This is a genomic window from Variovorax restrictus (genome assembly GCF_051216715.1).
Taxonomy (GTDB): domain Bacteria; phylum Pseudomonadota; class Gammaproteobacteria; order Burkholderiales; family Burkholderiaceae_C; genus Variovorax.
In genome coordinates this window covers 94,547-117,763 of sequence record NZ_JBPJZH010000005.1, presented here as the reverse complement: position 1 = coordinate 117,763, position 23,217 = coordinate 94,547, and the positions used below count along the sequence as shown (strand labels likewise).

Sequence of the window (23,217 nt, the reverse complement as noted above, 5' to 3'; positions counted from 1 at the left end):
CATGTCCCTCAAAACAGAGGCAAAAGCAGAATCGATCCATGAACACGCAAGCCAGCAAGGAACCCCTGATGTCGACACCGGTTGTGATTACAGACGTACGAAAAGGCACCATGTGGATTCGCCTGAACCGACCTGATGCAATGAACTCGCTGACCCCGGCGGTGCTTCGGGGAATAGACCACGCACTCAACGAAGCACAGAGCCGCGGAGACGTGATATCCGTCGTATTGACGGGCACTGGACGGGCCTTCTGCGCGGGCGCCGACCTCAAGTACGTCAAGACGCAAGCGGGCGAAAGTGGCACCAGTGGCTTTCTGGACAGCGTACTGTCCACCATGAACCGGATTGACCGCTTTCCAAAACCCGTGATCGCCGCCCTGAACGGCATAACTCTGGCGGGCGGGCTCGAACTGGTGCTGTGCTGTGATCTAGTGCTGGCGGCAAGGAGCGCCAAAATTGGCGACGCACATGCCAACTACGGCCTGATCCCCGGAGGGGGGGGGTCGGTGCGCCTGCCGCGCGTCATTGGCCCCACACGCGCCAAGTACCTTCTCTTCACGGGTGACTTCGTGGACGCGGCAGATCTTGTGGAAGCGGGCCTCGTCAACCAAGTGGTGGACGACGACCAGCTCGAAAGCGTTGCACAAGCCGTGGCCGACAAAATTGCCACGAAGAGCCCCCTTGGCCTGCGCCGCATGAAAACGCTGGTCGACGATGGTTTGCAGCAGCCTCTAGACACCGCCCTGCGATTGGAGCTTCTGGCCTCTGAAGTGCATTCCCACAGCGCCGATCTCCACGAAGGCCTGGCCGCATTCAACGAAAAACGCACCCCGCGCTTCACGGGCCACTAGGACGGCAACGCCATGCATACGTTACCCACCACCGATCGATTCAGACTACTGCGTGCTTCGCAGCAATTCGCCTACGACCGCGCCCCGGCCATCCGCGCGGTCTATCAGCTTGCAATGATGACGCCGCAGGATCTCCAAGGCCCTGCCGACCTTGCACGGCTCGCCGTCACAAGTAAGGATTCACTGCTTGATAAGCAGCGCCAGTCACCGCCATTCGGTGGGTTTCTCGCTGCCGACGACACATCCATCCGCCGCATTTATGTCTCCCCAGGCCCCGTCTATGAACCCCATTCTTTCGACGAAGACACTGGCAAGGGCTTCTCGCATGTGTTCAGGCAGGCGGGAATCGGCCCCGGTGACCGTGTACTCAACACCTGGTCCTACCATCTTGTTCCAGCCGGCCTATTGCTAGATGCGGGCATTGCTGCCACCGGGGCGACGCTCATTCCCTGCGGGCCCGGCGGCGCCGAGCAACAAGCGCAGCTCATCATGGAACTGGGCATCACCTGCATTTGCTCCTCCACCTCCTTCTTCGTGACCTTGGTCGAAACGCTTGAGCGCATGGGCTACGACCTGCCTTCTCAATGGAAGGTCCGCTCCGCAATGCTAGGCGGCGAACTGGGTGACTGGATGGGCAAGCGCCGCGCATTGGAGCAGAAATACGCAATCCGCACGTTCTCGGCTTATGCCACCGGCGACTTCGGGCTGATTGCTTACGAAGAACTCGGACAACTGGGCTACACGGTCCAGCCTGACCGGCTCGTCCAGATCTGCGACCCGCACACCGGGGCACCCCTTCCGCCGGGCGAACCCGGCCAGATAGTGGTCACCACGCTGGACAGCGGTTGGCCTCTGGTCCGCTTTGGCACAGGCGATGTGGCGCAAGCGCTGGCCCATTCCCCGGATGGTCTCGTCGAACGAATCAGTTTGTTGCAAGGCCGAGTGGGCCAAGGTGTCAAAGTACGCGAAGTTTTCATCTATCCACGCAACGTGGAAGAGCTGATCATCCGGATCCCGGCTATAGAACGTGCCCAGATCATCGTTGGAAAAAAGCAGCATCGGGAAACTGCAACCTTGCGCGCGGTGCTGACGCCAGGGGCTTCTCACGACGCCACGCAAAGCGATTTGATCGAAGTGTTCAGGCAATTGACCCGCCTGAGGCTCGACTCAGTCGAGTGGGTAATCCAAGAAGATATGCCCATTGACGCACCCTTGCTGGTTGACAACAAGCAGTGAAATTCTAAAAAGCGTTTGGTCTGATGCACCAAGTGGCTATACCGTCGCTCACCCAATGAAACGATAGTAATGATTGAACTCGCAGCCAATCCACTTATTTATCCATTCAAGCCACCATCGTCACGACACTGGGTCGAGATTACCCCTGGCGTACGCTGGATCAGACTGTCAATGCCATTCCGGCTCAACCACATCAATGTATGGTCCATAGATACCCATGATGGCTGGGTGCTGGTAGATACCGGCCTGAATAGCCCCGACACCGTGGCCGACTGGCTGGACCTCATGGCGCACGGGCCGCTGGCACGGCCACTCCAAGGCGTTTTCGCCACACACATGCACCCAGACCACATCGGCTTGGCTGGTTGGTTCACACGTCGCTTTGGTGTGCCGCTGCACATGAGCCGGCTGGAGTACCTGACCTGCCGCGTGATGCATGCTGACACGAACCGCGAGGCACCGCCCGACGGCGTACTCTTCAATAGATGCGCCGGCTGGTCGGAGGCAGCCATTGAAAGCTACCGCAGCCGCTTCGGCAGCTTTGGCAAACATATCCACGCTCTGCCCGACAGCTACCGACGGTTGCAAGACGGCGACCACATCCAGTTGGGTAAGTATGGCTGGCGGATCATCACCACCGGCGGCCACTCACCAGAACATGCCTCTCTGTACTGCCCCGACTTGAAGCTGCTGATCTCCGGCGATCAGGTGCTGCCGAAGATTTCCTCAAATATTTCGGTGTTCGCCAGCGAGCCGCAGGCCAATCCGCTGAAGGAATGGTACGAGGGGCTCGATAAACTATTGAGGGATGTTCCCAACGATGTGTTGGTACTCCCCTCTCACAACGAGCCCTTTTATGGACTGCATGAACGCCTTGACTCGCTCAGGTCAGGTCAAAATAGTGCCCTGAACCGGTTACGTCAGACATTGACTACCGGGCCTCAACGAATCGTCGATACGTTCGCTGCACTCTTTCATCGCTCCATCGGAGAACAGGATGCGCAGCAACTGAGCCTGGCAACAGGTGAGGCCGTTGCTTGCATAAACTTTCTCATTGCACAGGGCACCGTAAAACTCACGATGGACGAAAACGGGGTCGCGTGGTACTCAACAATAGATTGACATTGATCCGCCAGCCGAGCTATCCAAACCTGGATCGACAATCAACTGAACGGCACGTCAGTAACAGTGGTGCTGGTTGGCGCGAACACCCACAAAAGCAAATGGGTGAAATACGAAATAGATCAGAGCATAGCCCGAGGCAACGGGTTGCTATTGATCCGGCCCTTACGCACTTGAAATTTTCTGCACCACCCTCAACTGGGATTCATGCAAGCAACCGACATGAGATCGCTGAGCCGCGAAGCGCGGCACGAGCGCCGCGTGCAGGTCATCCGACTGCGCAAAGCCGGCAACACGTACGACGAAATCGCCGTACTCACCGGCCTGAGCCGCACGGGCGTCTTCAACATCTGCAAGCGCCATGAAGCGCTCGGCGCCAAGGCCCTGCACGACACCATCGGAGGCCGCAAGGTGGGCGAGAGGCGCTTGCTCGATGCCGCGCAGGAGGGCCAGGTTCGCAAGCTCATTGCCGACAAGACACCCGATCAGCTGAAGATGCCCTACGCGCTGTGGAGCCGCGCTGCAGTGGCCCAACTCATCGAGCAGCGGTTTGGCATTCGATTGCAGGTGCGCACCATGGGCAAGTACCTGGCGCGCTGGGGCTTCACACCGCAAAAGCCGATGAACACGTTAGATTGATTTCGGCTGATCCGTGCCCTTTAGAGTGGTAGGAACCTCGATCCCAGCAACTTCATGCGTTTGTCTCAGGATCTGTTCTAACAGGCTAACCCTGGGGACGTCACGAGTTCTTGGAGGAAGCCCGTGAGCGCAGTCTTCGGATCGTCCTCATCGGAGACGATCATTTCAATGCCCCAGTGCCTCAGCACTTCCTCTGCCGCAGGGTTCGGACGATTGGTGAAAATGTACGACTTGGGTCTCGCCGAAGCTAGCGGCGACTTTCCCCACATCTCGGTTAGGCGATAGAACAGCAGGCGGATGTTGAAGTCCGTCAGGCTATAGCCGATGAAGAGGACGGAATTACTCAGCACGTCATTGCGAAGCTTAATGTCCAGCGGCGTGTCGAAGTTCAGCCGCTGGTAGTAGCTGGTCTCGTCAAGGACGATGGACTCGTCGGCTGCAAAGTCACCATGGAACTTAATGATCTGGCGGTGACCGTCACTGACAGCGACCATGTCCGCCACGCTGGCAATCCTGTCGTACTTCACGCCGAATTCGGCGTGGGCGATCTCAAGCCACCGGTCGTAGTTGGTGGTGTAGATCCGTGAGAAGTTGCCCAGGGTGATGAGCCGGTGAATGTCGGAGGCTTTGATGTCCGTGGAAGGCTTGTGCCATTCGCGGTCCATCCAACTCCGTAGCTCCCCGAGGCCACCTCTCTTCTTTTTGTAAAACTCAGCCAGGGTCTGATAGTTCCCGTAGGTGGCAAACACTGCCGGGTCGTAGCCCAGCTCCTGGGCAATCTGCGAGATCAGCTGGCTCCAACTCGGCAAGCCAAGATTTGCTGACACGCCGGCGCCGACAAACAGCATTAGCTTGCCGCTGCTGTGGGCTTCAAGAAGTTCAGCTCTCATGTCGTGAATTTCGAAGTCTTGAGGTGGGCAGCAAACTTGTTCAACGCTATGCGGCGCATGGAGATGTCGTCCTTATCAGCCCCCATTTCAGCAAACGTCTTCGTGTAGCCGTCAGGGATGAACACACAGTCCCACTGAAAATCCTCCGGCCCAGCAGGTGTCCGCGGAACCGTGCCCTCGATGGCGCCTTCGAATAGGTGCATCTGGCGCCCGTCGCAGTACCCGAGCACCGTCTTTGCGATGACCTTGTCGTCACCCAGAGCGGCCACAAGATCCGCGAAGCGCCTAGCTTCCAAGCGGTCCCAAAAGATCTGGGTCAGGCCTGCGGGAAGGTCATTCAGCCCCCTGAGATACAGACCTGTGTGCTCGACGAACAGCGGGCGGCCGATCTCGTGGAATGCCTTGATCAATTTGTCCCGCACGAGCGCGTCGACGTCCTGCGTCTGTAGTTCTTCGATCTTTCTGGATACCGGCACGATGTCCACGTCGACCGGACTGAGGATACGTTGCACTTCCTTGATCTTGTGTTTATTGCCGGACATGAATCGAATCTTCAATTCAGACCCTCCATAAATGAAAACCGCTTGGCGACTTCGTACTGCTGCTGCATGTCGCAAATGGACAGTCCTTCGGCCATCGCGGCGGCTTGGTCGTCGGCCAGGCCGCGTTGATGGATCGCTGGGTTGTCGGAGCAGATAACGAACGGCACGCCCCTGCGCCGGAACTCCTGAAGAGGATGAGCCTCATCACGGGGAACAGCGCCCGTCAGCCGGTTGCTGATCGGGCAGACTTCGACGCAGACCCCCTCGGCAGCTAGCATATCCATCAAGTCCGGATCCTTGCCGGCTGCCGTGCCGTGGCCGATCCGATCTGCGTGGAAGAGCTCCACGGCCGCGCGCACGTTCTCCACGCGGCCAGTCTCCCCAGCGTGTATCGTGATGCCGAAGCCATATCGGTCCTTGGCCTCACGGATCATCGCGGGCAGCTCAGCCGTGTAGGGCATCTCTTCATCCCCCGCAAGGTCCAGTCCCACGATATCCTTCGGTCGTCCGATGTCCTCGTAGGCCTGCAGTAGGGTGGCGAGATTCGAGGCACCGTAGTCGCCCCGCGTTACGGTGAGGATTAAGCCCCGTCGGATCCCATAGCGCTGCGCCGCCCTGCCTGTCGACTCGATGAGGCGTTCCAACGCCTGCGCAGGCGTACAGCTCTGAAGTCCAGTCAAGTACAGGACGCTGCTGCGGAGTTCGACGAAACGGACCGCGTTCTCTGCCAAGCTCTCAAGAACCGCATGGGCGAGGCGGTCAAGGTTTGCGCGTTTCTTGGGGAAGAGTCGCAACACCTGCCACGGCGAGAGGTACTCCGCCAGCGATTGGCATGGGGCAAGGCGTGTCATGTCCCGCTCAAAATCGAACCCAGTCGGAAAAGACGTTGCTTCGTCGGCCATGATCTCCCGGATGGTCGACACAGGGACTGCGCCGTTCATATGCACGTGGAGTTCTCCCCGATCATGCACGTAGGCTTGCGCTCCGCCGTCGTCGAGGTCGTCAGTTACGCCCAAAAGGCCTGGCAGATCAAGTTGCCGCGGATTCAATCTCCGTCCTAGTCCTTGTTGTGGGCTTTCAGCCCAATTTTTGTGATGATAGCCCCGTACCCGCTACGCGCGTCTTCTCGGACGAGAGGTTCAAGTCGCCGTCTCACAAATCTCCCTCTCAGCCCGATAAATCCGCCGATGCAGTTGGGCAGATGGAGTAGGGGCTTGTCTACGGCTACAACATCATGAGTGGCAACGAAATTCTTTGCCTGATTGATGCTGATAGTGACAATGACATACATAGACTCCCCTTCCAACAGACGAGTGAGTTGATGAGAGTTCTTACTTCCAATCGAGACACCGTAATGCCGTATGCCGCAATTGCGCGGATCGCCCTGGACGGGGAAGTCCATTTTTCATTCCATAGGACTCAAAAAGTAGCATCGTGATATGGCCTATGATCTTCAAAACCGACTAGTCATTGGAGTCGCATCTAGTGCGATGTTCGATCTGCGTGAATCTGATGCGGTCTTTCGCGCGCAAGGTGAGGAACCGTACCGTAAGTTTCAGCAGGAAAATTTGAATAAGCCGCTGGCGAAGGGAATCGCTTTCTCCTTCATCCGCCGGCTGCTTTCGCTCAACGACTTGAGCATGGACGCAGCCAAAGACCCACTCGTCGAAGTCGTTCTCCTGTCCAAGAACGACCCCGACACCGGCCTGCGGGTGATGAAATCCATCGAGCATCATGGACTTGGCATCACGCGTGCGATTTTCATGCAGGGTCAGGCACCGTACGAGTACATACCCGCGCTCAATATCGCGCTGTTCCTTTCGGGCAATGCGGATGATGTGACTGCTGCGATCGCAGCAAACTTTCCCGCCGGCCAAGTTCTTGATTCAGCAATCGTGGATGACGAGAGGGACACCGGGCTGCGCATCGCATTCGACTTTGACGGAGTTCTCGCAGACGATGAATCTGAGACGGTCATGCAGAAAACGAAGGACGTCAGCAAGTTTCACGAGCATGAGGTCAAAAACATGATGCAGCCCCACAACCCAGGACCACTGCAACAATTTTTGATCCGAGTCGCAAAGATTCAGTCTGTTGAAGAGGAACGGCGCCGTGCCGACGCCACGTACAAGAATCGTTTACGCATCTCTGTAGTGACGGCTAGGAATGCGCCCTCGCACGAGCGTGCATTGAACACACTTAAGAGTTGGGGTGTTATGCCAACCGATGCCTTCTTTCTTGGCGGCATTGAGAAGCACAACGTCCTCGGCGTACTGAAGCCGCACATCTTCTTCGATGATCAATCTGGTCATCTCGCGACGGCTTCCTCTGTCGTGCCGTCGGTTCACATCCCATTCGGAGTTACGAATCCACGGACTGCAAGGTGAGCCTAAGTTGGTGCATGAAGTGCAACGCTCCGTTATCTGCGATGCCTAACAGGACGGACAAGCTGACGCTCACGAGTTCCGCCTGCGGGACGCCTACATTTCGAGCGACTTACCTAGGCGTTGAGCGAAAGGTTTCGTGCCTCCCCCGGTCGGCAAGTCCAGCGACCGCATCGTGGCAATTAGCATGAGGTCGGCCGGCAGCAACGACAGGCTCCAACCGCTGCGAAAGCGCCTCTAACACCCGAAACTCCGCCCTCACTGCAATCACCATCATTGTCTGCCCCGTTCAGCAGTAGACGGCATCGGGGGCGAAGTGACATTCACATCCCCTACCTCGAGCATGTCGTCCCAACGAGTCGTGTAGGCTGGTGACCTGCGCTCCTGCCGCATAGCCCAGCTTGCACGCTCTCCCGTCGCCTCCACTCCCGCGCTGGCCAGCTTCACCGTCCCTCGCCCATAGCGCTGATTGAGCTCATCGAGCACCCCCATCAGCCGTTCACGTGCGCAGTCTTGCGCTTCCAGCGGTTCCAGATCGAGCTCTCCCTGCCGCAGCTTTGCACTGTGCAAGTCCAGCAGCATGACGCCAGCTTTGATGAAAGCGTAGCCCGATCGGTAAATGCGGCGAAGCCCAGCCAATGCGGCATTGACTACGGGCACCGTATCGCTGGTGGCCCGCAGCAGCGGTACGGTGATGGACCGGGCGTACTGCGGCCCTTTGCGATAGGGGCTGGTGTGAATGAACACCAGCACATGGGCCGTGTGGCTGGCCTGCCTGCGCAGCTTCTGTGCTGCCATGCTGGCAAACGTGCTGACGGCCTGTTCCAACGCCTGGAGGTCTCTGATGGGTTGCCCAAACGACCGGGTGCAGGCGATTTCCTTCTTGGGTGGCGGCTGTTCCTCCAATCCGATACAGGGCATGCCTTGCAACTCTCGCACCGTGCGCTCCAGCACCACCGACCAGCGCCTGCGCACCATGGCCGGATCAAGGCGTGCCAGGTCCAGGACGGTCTCGGTGCCCGCGTCCTTCAGTTGGGCCGCGATCTTGCGCCCGACGCCCCAGACTTCTCCCACATCGGTCGATTCCAGCACCGCATCCAATTCGTTACGGGACAACTGCGCTAGGTTGCAAACTTGAGCCAGTTTTGCAGGGTAGGCGCCAGGTTTGCGCTCAGCCGTCTTGGCCACATGGTTGGCCAGCTTGGCGAGGGTCTTGGTCGGCGCAATGCCGATGCCGCAGGGAATACCTACCCACTGCAGCACCCGCGCACGGATGGCATGGGCTCTTTCGGTCATGTCACCCCTGATGCCACTGAGGTCCACAAAGCTCTCGTCAATTAAGAGGTACCATGGCCAGTGTTGCATTTCAATTAGAGGGAAAGCTCTGTACGTAGAGGTATCCCCAACCGTTATCTCCAGTGCTCGTCCGTACTCAAGCAGTTCCTGAACATGTCATCGTTGACCCCGTGAGACACATGCCAAGACTATGGTCCACGGCGTGGTCCCTAGGCCTCACGAGTAGTTCTCAGGCGACCAGCACGCGAAAGCTGTACCTCCAGCATCTGGACAGCTTTTATCGGTACTGTGACGAACGCTTCGGTGCCGACGCCTTCGACGAGGGTATGAGCACTCGGGACGCTGAGGGCGTGATGCTCATGGTGGAGTCGTTCTATCTAACGACAACCTCAGACCCGGCCTACAACACGACTGATGTTCAGCGGTGGGGCGTAGTCAGAGCATTCGTGCAATCGCTGGCCAAACGCTTAGCGCCTAGTAACCCAGAGTGGGCCGCAGCTGCTTCTATGCTGGCAGCCATGGGCAGGATGCGCGCCCCCCGTCTCGGTGGCTTCCGCTTCATTCGTGCGCTGCCGAAAACAACGCTGCTGGACCTCCTTGAGGTAGCGCATCCCAGCTCGCCTCGAAATCCTTTCAAGGGGTATCAAACGCGCGTGCGGAACTGGCTCATCGTCAACCTAATGCTGCTGGCTGGGCTCCGTCGTGGCGAAGCACTGCTGTTGGCCTGTGACTCCTTGAAGGAAGACGTGGACCCGGAGTCAGGAGAGGTGGTTCGTTGGCTTGACATCACCACGGTGTTCGAGAACGATCCGAGGTCGACCACGCCACGCATCAAAACTCTGGAATCCCACAGGCAAATTCCGGTGTCAGAGGACTTAGCTCTGCTCTACCAGCACTTCGCCGCCGAGCATCGACCTACCGATGCCGGACATGGTTTCCTACTGACCACCAAGGCGGGGGCCCCGCTCTCTGCCGAGGCACTAAGTAAGGTCTTCAGGAAACTGACGGATGCCCTGGCACCCGAGGCAATCCAAAGCCTCTTCGATAGATCTGGCGGCAAGACGAACATTTCGCCTCACGACCTGCGACACACCTGCGCCACGGCCAGATACACGATGTTTATGGAGCTGAACCCCGACCGCGAGTTGGCAATCCAACGGATGCGGGCGTTCTTCGGATGGTCAGCGAGGTCAGCCATGCCTGAGCACTACGCACGTGCGGCGATTCAGGACGACTTGATGCAAGCATGGAACACACTGTTTGCTGAAAAGACTAGTCTTATGCGGGGGATTTCTGCGTGAACCACGCCATTGAAATCGCCCTCCCGCAACCTCAGTCCGAGCATGGTGGGAAATCTCCCTTGGACTGGAAGTGGCCCGCTGCCCCCGCGTTGATGACCCTTTTCGACAAGTATTCCGGACGGGAGTCGGTGGTGAGGTTGGCGGACCGTCACTGGGAGGTCTTTGCAGCTGGCAGCACGGTACGGCTGGAGTTCGCCGAGGGTCAAGTTGGCGAATTACAGCGAGCGCTTGTTCTGCTGACACGACGGGCGTCCTCCCCAGCACCATTCCGGACCTTCGCCAACGTCCTCATAGCCAAATGGCCAGCCATCTTGGAACTGCTCGCTACCCCTGCGGAAAAGCTGCGAGAGACCTGGACCACTGTGCTGAGCCACCCGCTGGAGACGAACGTCGCGAAGGCCGTGTTGAAGCTAGCTTGCAAGGCTGGCGCCGGCCACTGGCGAGCAGTTCACATGCCTCTCGTGAAGAGCTTGGACACCTTCGTGAAGGAAGGCTTACGGCAGAACAAGCGAAGCATCGGCAAGAGAGAGCGTGTGGCTTCCGTTGACGCCCAGGCAGCTATTGTTCGAGTTCTGGATGCGGCGGCGAGCGAGGACGACTTGACCGACAGACAGGTGGAGGGCGCTGTCGCACTGCTTATCACCTACCAACACGGTATGCGACCAGTTCAGGCGCTGTGCCTCGACGTGACGCATGTCCGCTTCTTCCGTGATGCAAGCGACGACCTTGCTTGCGTGCTCTCGTTCCATGCTGCAAAGCAAACACCAGGCAACGAATTCGAGTTGCTACGCCAAGTCAAACCGGAGTGGGTTCCGCTCGTCGCGAGGCTGCACGCGACGGCGCTCGCTCACGGGCGGCAGCGGCTATTCAACGCAACCGGACCAATTACCTTCTGGGACAGGGCAGTGGTTCTCTGTAAGCGGTTCTCCGTGCAACTGGACAGCACGGCGCGCTCGCTCCGTCACACCGGGGCGCAAACGCTCGCCGATGCGGGGCATGATAGGGCTAGCATCCAAGCGTTCCTCGGCCACAAGAGCGCAGAGGCCGCGTCGCACTACATCCGGGCAAGCTTCAAGCAAGCCGAGCTCATCAACACGGCGCTCGGTGCGTCGAAACTCTACAACAGCCTCTTGGACATATCGACCGGCAGTTTCGTCTCAGCCGACGAGATACAGCTGGCTCCTGAGGACCAGCAGATTGGCGCTGTGGTGGGGTATCGGCTGGTTGCTGGCGTGGGACTGTGCAAAGCGGGTCAGAGCAGCTGCGCCTACAACCCGGTGACGTCTTGCTATGGCTGTCCGAAGTTCATGCCATCCCTAGACCGGGAGTCCCACGTCGAAGCTATCGAAGGGATGCGCGACCAAGTCCGCCTGTACCTAAAGCAGGGAATCTCCGATGAGACGCCGGCCTACCGGCAACTCACGCGCGCGCTGGCGGGGGCGCAGCAGGCGTTAACCCTGATTGATGACCGACCCAAGAACCACGGATGACCATCCACATCCTCTCGCCTCAACTGACGCCACCGCCGCAGGCCTATCTGAGCTTCATCGACCGGATGCGTCGTGTCGCTTCATCGCACGGACTTGACTGGCACATCGAACTCGACAGCAACGGCGCCGCCACGTCTAACACGGACTGGGACTTACGCAAGTTGAACAAAAGCCATGACCTCCACGTCCCTGGAAGTTGTGGCTTTGCGGTGTCGCGCGACCTGACAGCGATGGCGGCCTCAACTGGATGGCACCCCAGCCAATTGCCGGAAGGCGCGGTGCTCGGTGAAGACGTGCAGGACTTCATCAAAGCCCTAATCGTCGAGCACTGCAGCAGCGGCCGCTCGACCGGCGACACACAACAAATAGCCAGAGCTGCTCGTCGCCTCTTCTCTCTGGTTCGATGCCCGCCGTGGGAGCTTTCACGTGAAAACTTTGACGCCGTCTTGGGCCTTAAGGCCTGGTCCGACAAGCCGGCGCGCGACTTCTCAACGGTCGCGAGGTACATCGACGAGAACCTCATCTCCGTTCATTGCCCAGTCCGCCCGGAGCTAAAAAGGAAGGAGTCGTCAGCGTTGCTCGGCTCGCTGCAGGAACGCCAGCACGCCGAGAAGCTACCGGACCTTTCCGCGCTACTTGAACTGACGCGAATCGTCTTCCAGGAGACGCCCCAGACCTACATGGACGCAGTTCGCTTCGGTGTCGTGAAACTGGCTCTGTTCACGGGACTGCGAATCGAGGAGGTGCTGACGATACCCGCCGACTGCTTGGTTTGGGATGAACACCTCGACATAGTCACCGGCCGCCCGGCCGGAACGGTGGGCGGCGTCTCACGCTCCTTGCGACTGCACTATTACGCCGAGAAGCACATCGACGGCGCCCCAAATCTGCTTGTTGAGGCACACCAGCATGTGCCCGCGATGTTCGAAGATGTTGTGGTCTCAACGGTCACTGAGATGGTAGAGATTGTCGGCCCCGTCCGAGAGCTGCTGCGCCTGCAACAGCAGAACCCCAGCCGATTTCCTGACTCGGATTGCCGGATTTTTCGTACCTCCTCCGGGCGGCCAGTTTGGACCAGCGACCGCCTATTTCTGAGCCTGGGGCGGAGTACGGCAGGACGAACTTACCCGCTCCAGCTTCCCCTTCAAGAGGACACAGAAATCAAGCCGATGCTGTACCCGGGAATGCTCATCGCGCTAGGACGTCATGCAGGCCGGTCGATGTTCAGTGTGTACGGACGGTCGCCTGAGTCGAAGTTGATGTCAATCAAGCCGCACAGTCTTCGGCATCTCATGAACACAGAGATGTTCCGTAAGAATGTGCCTGACACCATCATTACGCACCAGTTCGGTCGACGGACCGTCGCTCAGAGCTACGAGTATGACCATCGCAACCTCGCAGAGAAGTTGAGCTTCGTCAAACTGCCGCCTGCAGCGTCCAAGGTCCTTCCCGCAGGAAGCGCCAAGGAATTGGTGGGCAAGATGGTCGTCAGTGGTATGGCGCTGCAAAGCCATTTGGGGCAATCGTTTAAGCGCATCCAGCACGAGAGCGGTGATGAAGCAGCCTTCATCTACTTGGCGGCCAACGCAGATGGCTTCCACGTCACGCCGTACGGTTTCTGCACCAACAGCTTCTCTGTCAATCCCTGCACTCGACACCTCAAGTGCTTCGACCAGTGCAAGCACTTTACGGCCAGCGGGGTCGCTGAGCACCGGGTGACTCTTGAAGACCTTCGCTCGAAGCTCGTGGCGATGCGGGACGCGGCTCGTTGCAAGCCGGCCACCACCGTGGGGCGCAAGAACCAGATTGCCCATGCCGAGCGGCTGATTGCTGGTGTGTCGGCTGCGCTTCACGCCCAACCGAACCAATCCGTCTTCGCAGACGGCATCGACCATTCCACCCTGAAAGAGGACATCTTCAAATGAGGCTGCTCTTAGACCCCAAGAACGAGGAGCTGGCCGACATCCTCAACACGCTACTCACCGACAACATCGACATCACGGCGCGGGAGGTGGCACGGCGCCACAGCACGTTGAAGAACCCTTCAGCGTTCACGCGCAATGAGGCTAGAAGCGCGCTCATCGCTGCGGCCCAGGCACAGCAGCAAGGAGTACGCAAAATCGTCGCAGGAGGTGGGGGCGCCGGCAGTCTGCAAGACCAGGCCGCAGGCTACCGGCAGGACATCAAGCGGCTGGAAGCCCAGCTAACGCATATGGTGGCAGCCCACGCCGGCCTCATCCGCGCGGTTCAAATGGCCGGAGGCGGGCCTGCACTTGAGCGGTTCTGGCGAGACTACAAGGCGGTGGGCGACGCGGTACACAGCCTTTCAGCAGCCAACGCCGAGCGTCCAGTAACGCATCTGCCCTTGCGCGTCGTCAAGATGTCAGACGGAACGGCAGATTGACAGGTCGGAGCCGACCTGCCTGGGTTGAGTTTTTGCAGCAAATCCACAATGCGTTCGCACAACAAAACCTCCACTGATTCGCGTCGCCAATCCACCACCTAATCGCGCAGTGGCAACAGCAATGAGCGCTGATGTAGCCGAAGAAAGCTAGCGCCAGCGCAACTGTGTTGGTGTTCCTATCGGCCAAGTGCAGTCCTTGACCTATTTTTCCCCAAGAAGTGCATCAGGCTGATCTCCGACACTCGAACCTAACGCCTGAAAGTTCGCGTGTTGCGCAACTGGTCATTGGCCGAGCAGGGTCTCAAGCGACCGCTTTGTTGCTCAGACCGGTCACTCTATTGATGCGAGCCGGGCAAGGTAGCAGGAGCAACTGATCACACCAAGGATGAATTGGTTCTCCCGACCCGCTGCGGTCGGTGTTGATGTAGGCAACGATCCCAGAAAACCGTCCGAGAAACCGGGGGAATCCCACCCCGGATACTTGGCGGCACGGCTTATCGGAACCATTGCGAAGAGCATCCGCAGTTGGCCCGCGGGTCCGAAACACGTAGCCAAGGTCTTCTCAAAGAATTAGATCGGCCAGAACCATAGAACGTCCAAAAGCATTCTCTGGTGTGGTGACCTCATGGCTGCACCGAGCAGTGCGAAGCTGCCACATGAGCCGCTCAGTGCGATGCCTCGTAGTGTGCAAGCGGCTCATTACCATTTAACGCAACGAGCAAATTTTCAGCAGCCTGCAACTCGATGGCTCGGCGAACCTTCTTCACCGCCGAACCAATGTGGGGTGTGAAAACCGTGGAGGGGTGTTGCAAGAGTTCCGGATGAATCTGGCGAGGACGGTCTGCCAGCAGCCAGTCTTCCATCTCGTACACATCGGCGGCGTAGGCACCCAGGCGCTCGTCCTTGAGCGCCCGTGCCACGGCAGCCTCGTCCACAACCGAGCCTCGCCCAATGTTGACCAGGATCTGCCCCCGCCGAACACCTTCAAGCATGGTGTCATTGACGAGGTGACGCGTTACGTCCAGCAGCGGAACGGCCAGAATGACATAGTCGGATTGCGACAGGGCCTCACCCAGGCTCACCATGGTCAGGCGTTCGTCATCACCATGCGGGTCCACGCCCAGCAGTTGAGCGCACCCGAAGCCACAGAGACGGTCCACAATGGCCCGCCCAACGGCGCCAAGTCCGACGACCGCCACTATCGAGCCGTGCAACCCCATTCCGTACAGCTGGGGACGCCATCCTGCGTAGCTCTTGCGAACACTGACGTCACCTGCCAGCACATGGCGCGCGGCGGCGATGGCCAGCCCAATGGCGAGTTCTGCCGTGGGTTCTGTGAGCAGGTCAGGAACGAAGCTCACGCTGACACCGGCTTGCGCACATGCCTTGAGGTCAAAGTTGTCATACCCCTTCAGGGCGCAAGCGATGGTCTTGAGCCTGGGAGCGTGCAACAGGGTTCGCTGATCTACCCGGTCAGGCATGAACGCCATCATGGCGTCGGCGTCCTTCAGGTGGAGGTAAAGCTCTTCCTCGCTCCAGGGCTCAGGCCCTTGATTCATTACTACATCACCGGCGGATCGAAGACGCGCCAGAACTGCTTCATGGATGGGCTGCGTCACCACAATTTTCGGCATCATTACCTTCCTCTCTCTTTCTATTTCAGATGTTTGCGAAGCGCCGACCCAATGCCGTCGACCACGAGCACGCATATGAGGATGGACAGCAAAATGGCGGAGACCTCGTCGTACTTGATCAGGCGCAGAGCTGCCATGAGTTCGAAGCCAATGCCGCCCGCACCCACGATGCCCATCACTGCCGATGCGCGAAAGTGATATTCCCATCGGTAGATGGTGATGTCCGCCAACTGGGGCAAAACCTGCGGTAACACAGCATGGGTGATGACCTGAAACCGGCTTGCGCCCGCGGCCTTAGCGGCCTCCAGAGGTTTCGGGTCCACGTGCTCTATGGCTTCGGCGTAGAACTTGGCCACCATGCCCGTGGAATGCAGGGCCAACGCCAGCACACCAGGCAATGCCCCAAAGCCCACGGCCGCGACGAACAGAATGCCCAGGATGATTTCAGGCACAGACCGAAATGCAGCCAAGATGGTTCTGACGATTCGCCCAACCACCGCATTCGGCGCGGTGTTGGGCGCCGCCACCAGGGCCAGCGGCAACGACGCCAGAACGGTCAGCGCCGTGCCTGCGATCGACATGGCTAAGGTGTCACGCAATGGAATGACCCAGTGCTCCCAGCGCTCGAAATTCGGCGGCACCATCTCTGAGGCCAACTGCTGAATCGCTGGGCCGCCTTCGATGAAACGCTGCGCGTCAAAGAAGCCGGTGACATACAAAGCCACCACACAGACGAACAGAACGACACAGGCGGCGCCCAGCCGTTTGAGTCGCTGCTGTCCGTCGATGGCAACTATGGATTCCAAGGCTACCGATGTCATTTCATGCGTCCCAGATCAAGCTTGAGAATCTGTGCTGTGTCGCGAAGAATGTCGTAGGCCTTGTCATCGGTAGCGGCAAAGGCCTCGATACGGAATGATTTGAGAATCTCGGCGTCCTTCATCTGAAGAAAGGCGGCTCGGATGGCTTCCTTGAGCTCCGGCGTGAGATTACCTTGCATCGCAATGGGATAGTTCGGAATGGGTGCCGACAGTTCAAGTTGCACAATCTTGTTGGCATCCACCATGCCCTTTGCGATGAGGTTGTCCAGAATGGTTTTTGACAGAGCGCCGGCGGGAACCTGCCCTGCCTGAACAGCTCGGGCCACGGCATCGTGCGTGCCCAGGTGAACGGGGCGGTAGTCAGTCTCGCCGTTCAGTTGGTGGTTTTTAAGCAAGTGCGCGCGCGGTGCAAGGTGACCGGACGTCGAAGCCTGATCGCCAAAGCCAAAAGGCTTTCCACGAACGTCAGCCAGGGTCTTGACCGGGCCGCCTGCCGTGGCGATGAGAACCGACTGGTAGGTCGGCGAGCCGCGCTCCACGCCAACGGCAAATGGCTCAATGTTGGGCGCCTTGGACTTGGCAAGCACGTAAGAGAACGGTCCAAAGTAGGCGACCTCGATGCGGCCAAAGCGCATGGCTTCAATCATCGACGAGTAGTCCGTAGTCACCGTAATCTCTATTTCCTTCTTCAGGGTCTGTTCCAGGTACCGCTTCAGAGGCTGTGCGTTCTGAATGATGGTGGCGGCGTTTTCGTCCGGCAACAGTGCAACGCGAAGCTTGGAAGGATTTTTGCCCTCGGCATGGGCGCCAAGTGGCAACAGGGCGGCCAAAGTGACGGCAGCGATAAATTGGAAACGGCGACGATTCAGCACGGTAAAAACTCCTTGGATTGAGAGGGGGAATCAAATTGACTGCCCATGTTGGCAGGTGACGACTTCGCGTACAGGGCAGACTGGGCTTCTTCCGTCAACTGCGCTGCTGTCCCGTCGAACACCACCTGGCCCTGGCGAAGGCCCACAATGCGGTCGGCGAACATGCGCGCGAGGTTGACTTGATGCAGACTCACGATGGCCGTGAGTCGGTCTTTCTTGCAGATGTCGTGAAGCAGGGTCAACACACTCTGCGCGGTCGCCGGGTCGAGGCTGGCCACCGGCTCATCGGCCAGCAGCAGGCGGGGCTTTTGCACCAAGGCACGCGCAATGCCAATGCGTTGTTGTTGCCCACCAGACAAGGTGTCTGCCCGTGCTAGGGCTTTCTCAAGCAGGCCTACGCGGTCAATGGCCGCCAGCGCCTCCAGCTTGTCAGCCTTGCTCCAAGGCCACAACGACGCCAGAGATCCGCGGGTGGCGAGCTTGCCCATCAACACATTGGCCAGCACGCTTTGCCGCCCGATCAGGTGGTGCTGCTGGAACACCATGCCGCAGTGGCGCCGATGCTCAAGAAGGTTGCGTTTTGAGACGGTGCCGCCCGGCAGATCGGCCACCGACACCTCTCCGTCTGTGGGGCTAACCAAGCCATTGATGCTGCGCAGCAGCGTTGACTTTCCCGCGCCCGACGCGCCCAGCAGCACAAGGAACCCGCCATGCTGTACCTCCAGCGAGGTGGGCGCAAGCGCTGTGTGACCATCGGCATAGGTCACCGTGATACCCCGCAAGCTCAGATGGCTCTCGCGAATTGCAGTTTTCATAGCTCGGTTTCATTTGTTGTGGTGCGCTAGACGCACACCAGGACTCAAGTGGTCAGAGGTATCTCTCGGGAAAGAGGAGGTTCTGGAAGAAACAGCTTCAGTGGAAGCACAGCTCAAGTCTGGGTGACCAAGGTGTCATGAATATGAAACTTTCATCCCTAAAAATGAGGGCACCCATAGATCACATCAATGTCTGGACTCAGCCTCCTCGCAGCCTTGAAGGCCTTTGACGCAACGGCCCGAGCCGGCAGCATGACCGCTGCCGCGAGAGTGCTCGCTATTCAACAACCGACTGTTTCTTCACACATACAGCGCCTGGAGGTCGACTTCGGCGTAGAGTTGTTTCATCGGCGCGGCCGGCGACTTGAACTCACCTCATTCGGCCGCACCCTGCTGGACTACACCCGGCGCACCTTCAGCGGCGAGGAAGATGCGCACGCACTGCTCGCTGCTGCGAAAAATCAATACGTAGGGCGACTGGTCATCCATGCCATCGGGCCGCACAACGTGCTGCCCGTGTTGAAGCTGTTCATGAAACAGTTCCCCCAGGTCAACGTGGCTGTTGGCGTAGGCGACTCGCGAACCATCACCGAAAAGATTCTTGACTACCAGGGAGACGTGGGCATGGTGCTCAATCACGTCGCTCACCCAGATCTATTTGGCGCGGCTTACCGTACCCAGCGATTGGTGATATTCGGCAACACCCAACACTCACTCGCGCAACGGGCCACTCTCAAACTGCGTGATCTGCAGGGTCAGAGGTTCGTCATCCGAGAGGAAGGATCGACGACCAGACGCGTGTTTGAACAAGAACTAAAGGAGCGAGGCGTCGAGGTGCAGGTGGCTCTGGAGATGGGCAGCCGCGAGTCCGTTCGAGAGGCGGTGGCGGAGGGGCTGGGCCTAGGCGTCGTGGCGGAAACAGCCTACAGGCCAGATCCTCGCCTTGTTAAGTTAACTATTTCAGACACCAGCATGGCGACACAGGTGCACTTCATCTGTAGAAAGGAGCGGCATCAAGCTCCTCTGATCTCGACCTTCCTGGGTTTGGCGCATAGCGTAAGTCAGAAAATTGCCTAGGTATGGAACTTGGATTCCATGCAGCCGTGGGGCATGGGACCGAGGGGCAACTGTTCGCCTGTAGGCCGACTTAAGTTAAGGGTTGTAGGACGCCCGTAATCGCGCGGCGATCCCATCTTGACTGCGGGGCGCGGTCGTGTATCTGAATATGCGCTGTCAGGCTGACTGCCAGCGGTATGGCAGCAGCTCGCCGATCTGGGTGGCGGGCTGCATGGGCAGGCGTGCCATGACATCGCGCAGGTAGGCGTAGGGTCGTGCCCGTTCATGGGGAGACGTGTGCTAGACCATGACTGCAGCTCCCTCGATACCGGTCATCGATGCTGCCGCGCTGCTGGGTGAGCCAATGACAGCTTTGTGCCAGGCACCGTGAACTCAGGTCACGGCCGCGACCGACAGCAACCGCTGCGTAGCAGTCATAGAGTCCTGGAGGTTGAACGGCAGCAATAGGTGGCCGAATTGAATGCAAATCGTTGATGAGTTTGGGATGGAAATCGGTGGAGGACTTGTTGTGCGAACGCCTAGTGGGTTTGCTCCAAAATACTCACCCGGGTGCCCACTTGGCTTCCGGGCAATGGTCGCCACTGCCAATGAAACGCAACAGCCCTACTCTGTTAATCGCAACACCAGTCAACGACTTCCTTCTCAAAGGAAACGCAACAGTAGCCTGGTGCACTTAAATCGATACTGTAAATGGATTGCCTGGGGGCATAGCGTGCCTCGATGGCCATCATTCTGGCGCTCATGTCCGCGTAGAGCTCGAAATTCGCCGAGACAGCGATGAGCCCGGCGGTCTTCTCAAGGTGCTTGACCGTGAACCATGGCGCGGCCATGGCGACGCCCAGGTCCTTGGCCTCATTGCTTCGGGCAATACAGGCGCCGTCGTTCGAGCTCAGTACCACGACCGGGCGGCCGACCAGGCGCGGTGACATCGTCCTCTCGGCCGACACGAAAAAGTTGTTGCCGTCTGCGAGTGCGAACACGGCGACCTCAGAACGAAAGTGTCTTGATGACCGTGGTCACCACGCCCCAAACCTCGAGCGGGGCGTCCTCCGAGAACTCGATGGCCGGAAGCGACGGATCGGCTGCGACCAGGCGCGCGCCCGTCGCGCGGCCGCCTGGACGAGCCTTGACCAACTCAAGCCTACGGCAGATCCTCTCGCCGGCGACGTCAGCAACGACCACGGCGCGATTGCCTGCTGTGATCGCCCGGTCGACCAGCACCACGTCGCCATCGGCAATCCCATCTGCGCGCATCGCGTCGCCGGCGATCCGCATCACAAAGGTGGCTTCCGGATGCTTGATCAAAGCATCGTTGAGGTCGATCCTCTTCACCGTCGAATCGGTGCCTGGGGACCCGAACGCATTGGACGTCCTGCGCGGGGCGGGCGCGGGCTCGTTCGAATCGCGCCCGACGCGTGCGCCGTCTTCAAAATCAGGGGTGCCGGGCATGTTGGGTCCAGTGTACGGGAGCGACGCGGGCCTGACCGGCATCATGGGCCGTGCCCAGGCCAACAACAGGCATCAGTGCAGCGCGCTCGGCGCCGAGGCTTTGATGCCGGAAAGCCGTCAGCTGCAGCCTGCAGCGGGCTCAGCCCCAGCAGCGCGATAGTGCAGGCGCGTCGATCTCCTCTACCAAGCGGGCTTAGGCAGCGTCCTCCAGGCATCACAACTCGCGCAGGGGACGGGGTGTGGCAACGCCCCGACGCCCGCCAGCCAGCCTCTGCCCTTGCAACGAATGCACACAGGTCGTCTTGCTGCTGCCGTCATATCAAGCCCGAGATTGGTGATTGCTGAGTTCAGACCCTGACGTGAGGGCGCTGAGCGCAGTCTATCGCCTCGCCGGTCGGCCATCGCAGTAATGGGCGCGCGCCGCACCATTCTGAGTGCGGAGTATCATAGTGTCGTAAAGACAATAAGCCACCTGTGATGAGCGAATCGCCTAAGCAACGGCATCCCGACCCGGAATCCATTCCTGCGACCCAACCCGTCGCGACGGATGCTCGCCTCTTTGCGCGTCTTCGGGTGATGGACGACATGACGTTCCAGGCGGCCGCTGGAGCGATTGCAGCGAGAGGTCACGTCGATGAGGGGGCAAGTGCGCTCTCGGCGCTCCGACGCGACCTTTACAGAGCGTTCTGTCGTATCGATTGTTCCGACAGCGCGGAGCGCAGGGCTGGACCTGAGCCGACCGCTGCTCGGCAGTGAGCTGACCACCGCTCACTACAGCATCAAGGCGAACGCCGCGTTCATCCTTCAAGCCGAGGCCAAGCCTCCGCCTGCGCAGCACTGAGGCGCAACGCTGCCGGGAACGGAGCGAACTCCGTGGGAAACTGCGACAAAACTGGGCCCCCCCTGAGCACTGGGTATCGTTCACCAAACGAGATCCACTGCTGCTTGGTGCCGTCGAAGGAAAGTCGATCGAGCACGGGCCACACTAGCAGGCGGACTCCACCAGAAGAAAATAAAGGACGCTGATGAACGACGATGATGCTGAATTCGCCGCCGGCGCATTCACGGACCTTGAGCGGGCGGCAGGAGTGCCCAAGTTACTCGGCATGGGCGGCAGGCAGCCACCGCCGGTCGGGCGTGCCACCGATCAGGACTGCGTCGCGCTGATTGTGCGGTCGTGGGTTGCCGATCGTCTCGGTCCCTTTGATCTCCGTGTGCATAGAACCGGCGACCGCGAAGATATCGATCGTGACTTAGGCCATCTGAGCGCACTCAACACCCAGTCTGCCAGGACGACAGCAATGAGCCTACATGCGCATGGGTTCGGGGTTGAGGTCAGCACGATGATGAATGCGCTTCGCTCGACTGGCGTTCCGCTGTGGATGGACGGCGGCGAACGCGCACAGTGGTTGGCATGGAACGGGGACTCTGAGTGCCTCGTCAGCAACGTGATCCATCAAGGATTCGGGAACACGCGGTCCTTCTACCCCAACGGATTGGCTAGCCCGCTTCAGGATCCTCAGCAGCCTGAGCGAGCGCGTGTTTTCAATCTTTTGCGCGCCGCGTACCTGACGAGCGATCACGGCAAGAAGCCGCTACTAGTTCACGCCGATCACCTCGCTCAAGCGCTAGCAGGGAAGGCCGTTCCGTACCTGGAGCCGCGGACCATCGTAAGGACCGAGTCGCCGGCCTTCTCGCTTGTTTACTTCAACGCGGCCGGCAAACCCACTGCCATTCCGCTGCCGGAAGCCTTGGACGAAGGCGTGACGATATCGACCCGCGACACGCATTGGTTCCTTCTAGGCCGCGGGCGGGGTTCACTACGACCAGCCCTGACGAAAGACGTGGCGTGGGCGAATGGTTTCGAAATGGCGGTGAGCACGCTGCCCTCGGATTTCCGTTACTACACGCGCCGCTCCCGGGGAACAGTCTTCCAAAGCGCTTTCGAACCCGTCGACGTTCCCTCCGACATGATGATCCGGGACATGAATCCAACGAAAGTCGCAGAGCAGGCGGCTGCAATGAGTGCGTTTGCGCACGAGCGTGGCACAGAGATGTACATGACGGCAGGCCAACACCCGCTCAGCTCGCTCTACTACCAAGAGGTGACGACGCCGGCTGCGTACGCGAGTGCACTTGGCAAGCTTCGCGACTTTGGGATTGCGGCGCACGGATCCGCCGGCATCTCTCCGTTCCTGTACTGGGAACAGGCTGGACACAACGTTGAGGACAGGTTTGGTCCGTACGGGCTGCGTTGGTCCCCTTCGGGCACTGCGTGATGACGAGCGGTTCAGAAACCTCCGTTTCGGTGAGCCCGCGCCGCGATTTGCAAGCCACTACCTGAATTGCGAATGGGGGCGCGGCCGTGGAGGTCGTCGAAAGTGCGGCAGCGGG

21 protein-coding genes and 2 pseudogenes are annotated in these 23,217 nt (G+C 59.3%); 12 read left to right on the top strand and 11 right to left on the bottom strand.

The features are described 5' to 3' along the window. The first annotated feature begins 38 nt into the window (after window positions 1-38). The 5 genes and pseudogenes from ACSFA0_RS23010 to ACSFA0_RS22990 form a co-directional block, all read left to right on the top strand. Entirely contained in the window at window positions 39-851 is an 813-nt protein-coding gene (locus tag ACSFA0_RS23010) for an enoyl-CoA hydratase/isomerase family protein (RefSeq protein WP_231940633.1), read from the top strand. 12 nt (window positions 852-863) lie between these two features. After that, complete coding sequence (locus ACSFA0_RS23005; protein ID WP_435452585.1) at window positions 864-2,087, top strand: phenylacetate--CoA ligase family protein; 1,224 nt, start codon at window positions 864-866, stop codon at window positions 2,085-2,087. Window positions 2,088-2,156: 69 nt separating this feature from the next. Beyond that, entirely contained in the window at window positions 2,157-3,209 is a 1,053-nt protein-coding gene (locus ACSFA0_RS23000) for an MBL fold metallo-hydrolase (protein WP_435452584.1), read from the top strand. A gap of 21 nt (window positions 3,210-3,230) precedes the next feature. After that, a complete protein-coding gene (locus ACSFA0_RS22995) occupies window positions 3,231-3,386 on the top strand; it encodes a TIR domain-containing protein (RefSeq protein ID WP_435452627.1) in 156 nt (51 codons plus the stop codon). A gap of 30 nt (window positions 3,387-3,416) precedes the next feature. Beyond that, window positions 3,417-3,833: pseudogene (locus tag ACSFA0_RS22990) on the top strand (winged helix-turn-helix domain-containing protein); the annotation flags it as partial. Window positions 3,834-3,925: 92 nt separating this feature from the next. On the opposite strand, the gene ACSFA0_RS22985 reads toward ACSFA0_RS22990, so the two are convergent. Genes ACSFA0_RS22985 through ACSFA0_RS22975 form a run of 3 tightly spaced genes read right to left on the bottom strand, consistent with a single transcriptional unit; the run spans window position 3,926 to window position 6,329 of the window. Further along, window positions 3,926-4,738 (bottom strand): SIR2 family protein, encoded by an 813-nt coding sequence (locus tag ACSFA0_RS22985; RefSeq protein ID WP_435452583.1) that lies wholly within the window; start codon window positions 4,736-4,738, stop codon window positions 3,926-3,928. Further along, a complete protein-coding gene (locus ACSFA0_RS22980; RefSeq protein ID WP_435452582.1) occupies window positions 4,735-5,295 on the bottom strand; it encodes a non-canonical purine NTP pyrophosphatase in 561 nt (186 codons plus the stop codon). Before ACSFA0_RS22980 ends, ACSFA0_RS22985 begins: the two co-directional genes overlap by 4 nt. Next, on the bottom strand, window positions 5,292-6,329 hold the full coding sequence (locus tag ACSFA0_RS22975; RefSeq protein WP_435452581.1) for an amidohydrolase family protein: 1,038 nt from the start codon (window positions 6,327-6,329) through the stop codon (window positions 5,292-5,294). The genes ACSFA0_RS22980 and ACSFA0_RS22975 overlap by 4 nt, the downstream gene beginning before the upstream one ends. 390 nt (window positions 6,330-6,719) lie before the next feature. Between ACSFA0_RS22975 and ACSFA0_RS22970 the strand changes: the two genes are divergently transcribed. Further along, window positions 6,720-7,667: a 5'-nucleotidase gene (locus ACSFA0_RS22970; RefSeq protein WP_435452580.1), complete on the top strand. Its 948-nt coding sequence runs from the start codon at window positions 6,720-6,722 to the stop codon at window positions 7,665-7,667. A 270-nt stretch (window positions 7,668-7,937) separates the two neighbouring features. Here ACSFA0_RS22970 and ACSFA0_RS22965 read toward each other — a convergent pair whose 3' ends face one another. Then, window positions 7,938-9,029, bottom strand: coding sequence for a Y-family DNA polymerase (locus ACSFA0_RS22965; RefSeq protein WP_435452579.1), 1,092 nt, complete (start codon window positions 9,027-9,029; stop codon window positions 7,938-7,940). Window positions 9,030-9,313: 284 nt separating this feature from the next. Here ACSFA0_RS22965 and ACSFA0_RS22960 point away from each other — a divergent pair, with 284 nt between their 5' ends. Genes ACSFA0_RS22960 through ACSFA0_RS22945 form a run of 4 tightly spaced genes read left to right on the top strand, consistent with a single transcriptional unit; the run spans window position 9,314 to window position 14,155 of the window. After that, on the top strand, window positions 9,314-10,261 hold the full coding sequence (locus ACSFA0_RS22960; RefSeq protein WP_298011835.1) for a tyrosine-type recombinase/integrase: 948 nt from the start codon (window positions 9,314-9,316) through the stop codon (window positions 10,259-10,261). Next, window positions 10,258-11,751, top strand: coding sequence for a site-specific integrase (locus ACSFA0_RS22955; protein WP_108402562.1), 1,494 nt, complete (start codon window positions 10,258-10,260; stop codon window positions 11,749-11,751). The genes ACSFA0_RS22960 and ACSFA0_RS22955 overlap by 4 nt, the downstream gene beginning before the upstream one ends. Next, on the top strand, window positions 11,748-13,676 hold the full coding sequence (locus ACSFA0_RS22950) for a hypothetical protein (RefSeq protein WP_094478837.1): 1,929 nt from the start codon (window positions 11,748-11,750) through the stop codon (window positions 13,674-13,676). The genes ACSFA0_RS22955 and ACSFA0_RS22950 overlap by 4 nt, the downstream gene beginning before the upstream one ends. Next, complete coding sequence (locus ACSFA0_RS22945; RefSeq protein ID WP_094478839.1) at window positions 13,673-14,155, top strand: hypothetical protein; 483 nt, start codon at window positions 13,673-13,675, stop codon at window positions 14,153-14,155. Before ACSFA0_RS22950 ends, ACSFA0_RS22945 begins: the two co-directional genes overlap by 4 nt. 665 nt (window positions 14,156-14,820) lie before the next feature. Here the strand turns inward: ACSFA0_RS22945 and ACSFA0_RS22940 are convergent. The 4 genes from ACSFA0_RS22940 to phnC are packed head-to-tail and all read right to left on the bottom strand — an operon-like array spanning window position 14,821 to window position 18,297. Next, window positions 14,821-15,792 (bottom strand): phosphonate dehydrogenase, encoded by a 972-nt coding sequence (locus ACSFA0_RS22940; RefSeq protein ID WP_024815576.1) that lies wholly within the window; start codon window positions 15,790-15,792, stop codon window positions 14,821-14,823. 17 nt (window positions 15,793-15,809) lie between these two features. Continuing rightward, window positions 15,810-16,610: a phosphonate ABC transporter, permease protein PhnE gene (phnE, locus tag ACSFA0_RS22935; RefSeq protein WP_008903165.1), complete on the bottom strand. Its 801-nt coding sequence runs from the start codon at window positions 16,608-16,610 to the stop codon at window positions 15,810-15,812. After that, entirely contained in the window at window positions 16,607-17,482 is an 876-nt protein-coding gene (gene phnD, locus ACSFA0_RS22930) for a phosphate/phosphite/phosphonate ABC transporter substrate-binding protein (protein ID WP_114656171.1), read from the bottom strand. Before phnD ends, phnE begins: the two co-directional genes overlap by 4 nt. Beyond that, window positions 17,476-18,297 carry a phosphonate ABC transporter ATP-binding protein gene (gene phnC, locus ACSFA0_RS22925; RefSeq protein WP_035242057.1) on the bottom strand — a complete coding sequence of 274 codons (822 nt, stop codon included), beginning with the start codon at window positions 18,295-18,297 and terminating at the stop codon, window positions 17,476-17,478. Before phnC ends, phnD begins: the two co-directional genes overlap by 7 nt. A 189-nt stretch (window positions 18,298-18,486) precedes the next feature. On the opposite strand from phnC, the gene ACSFA0_RS22920 reads away from it, so the two are divergent. Continuing rightward, window positions 18,487-19,374 (top strand): LysR substrate-binding domain-containing protein, encoded by an 888-nt coding sequence (locus ACSFA0_RS22920; RefSeq protein ID WP_024815579.1) that lies wholly within the window; start codon window positions 18,487-18,489, stop codon window positions 19,372-19,374. Between the two features lie 156 nt (window positions 19,375-19,530). On the opposite strand, the pseudogene ACSFA0_RS22915 reads toward ACSFA0_RS22920, so the two are convergent. The 3 genes and pseudogenes from ACSFA0_RS22915 to ACSFA0_RS22905 all read right to left on the bottom strand — a co-directional run. Beyond that, window positions 19,531-19,640, bottom strand: a pseudogene (locus ACSFA0_RS22915) (transposase domain-containing protein); the annotation flags it as partial. Between the two features lie 345 nt (window positions 19,641-19,985). Next, window positions 19,986-20,354, bottom strand: coding sequence for a Y-family DNA polymerase (locus ACSFA0_RS22910; protein WP_435452578.1), 369 nt, complete (start codon window positions 20,352-20,354; stop codon window positions 19,986-19,988). Window positions 20,355-20,361: 7 nt separating this feature from the next. Then, window positions 20,362-20,823, bottom strand: a complete 462-nt coding sequence (locus ACSFA0_RS22905) for a LexA family protein (RefSeq protein ID WP_435452577.1) — start codon at window positions 20,821-20,823, stop codon at window positions 20,362-20,364. A gap of 1,025 nt (window positions 20,824-21,848) precedes the next feature. On the opposite strand from ACSFA0_RS22905, the gene ACSFA0_RS22900 reads away from it, so the two are divergent. Further along, complete coding sequence (locus tag ACSFA0_RS22900; protein WP_435452576.1) at window positions 21,849-23,102, top strand: hypothetical protein; 1,254 nt, start codon at window positions 21,849-21,851, stop codon at window positions 23,100-23,102. The last annotated feature ends 115 nt before the right edge of the window (window positions 23,103-23,217 follow it).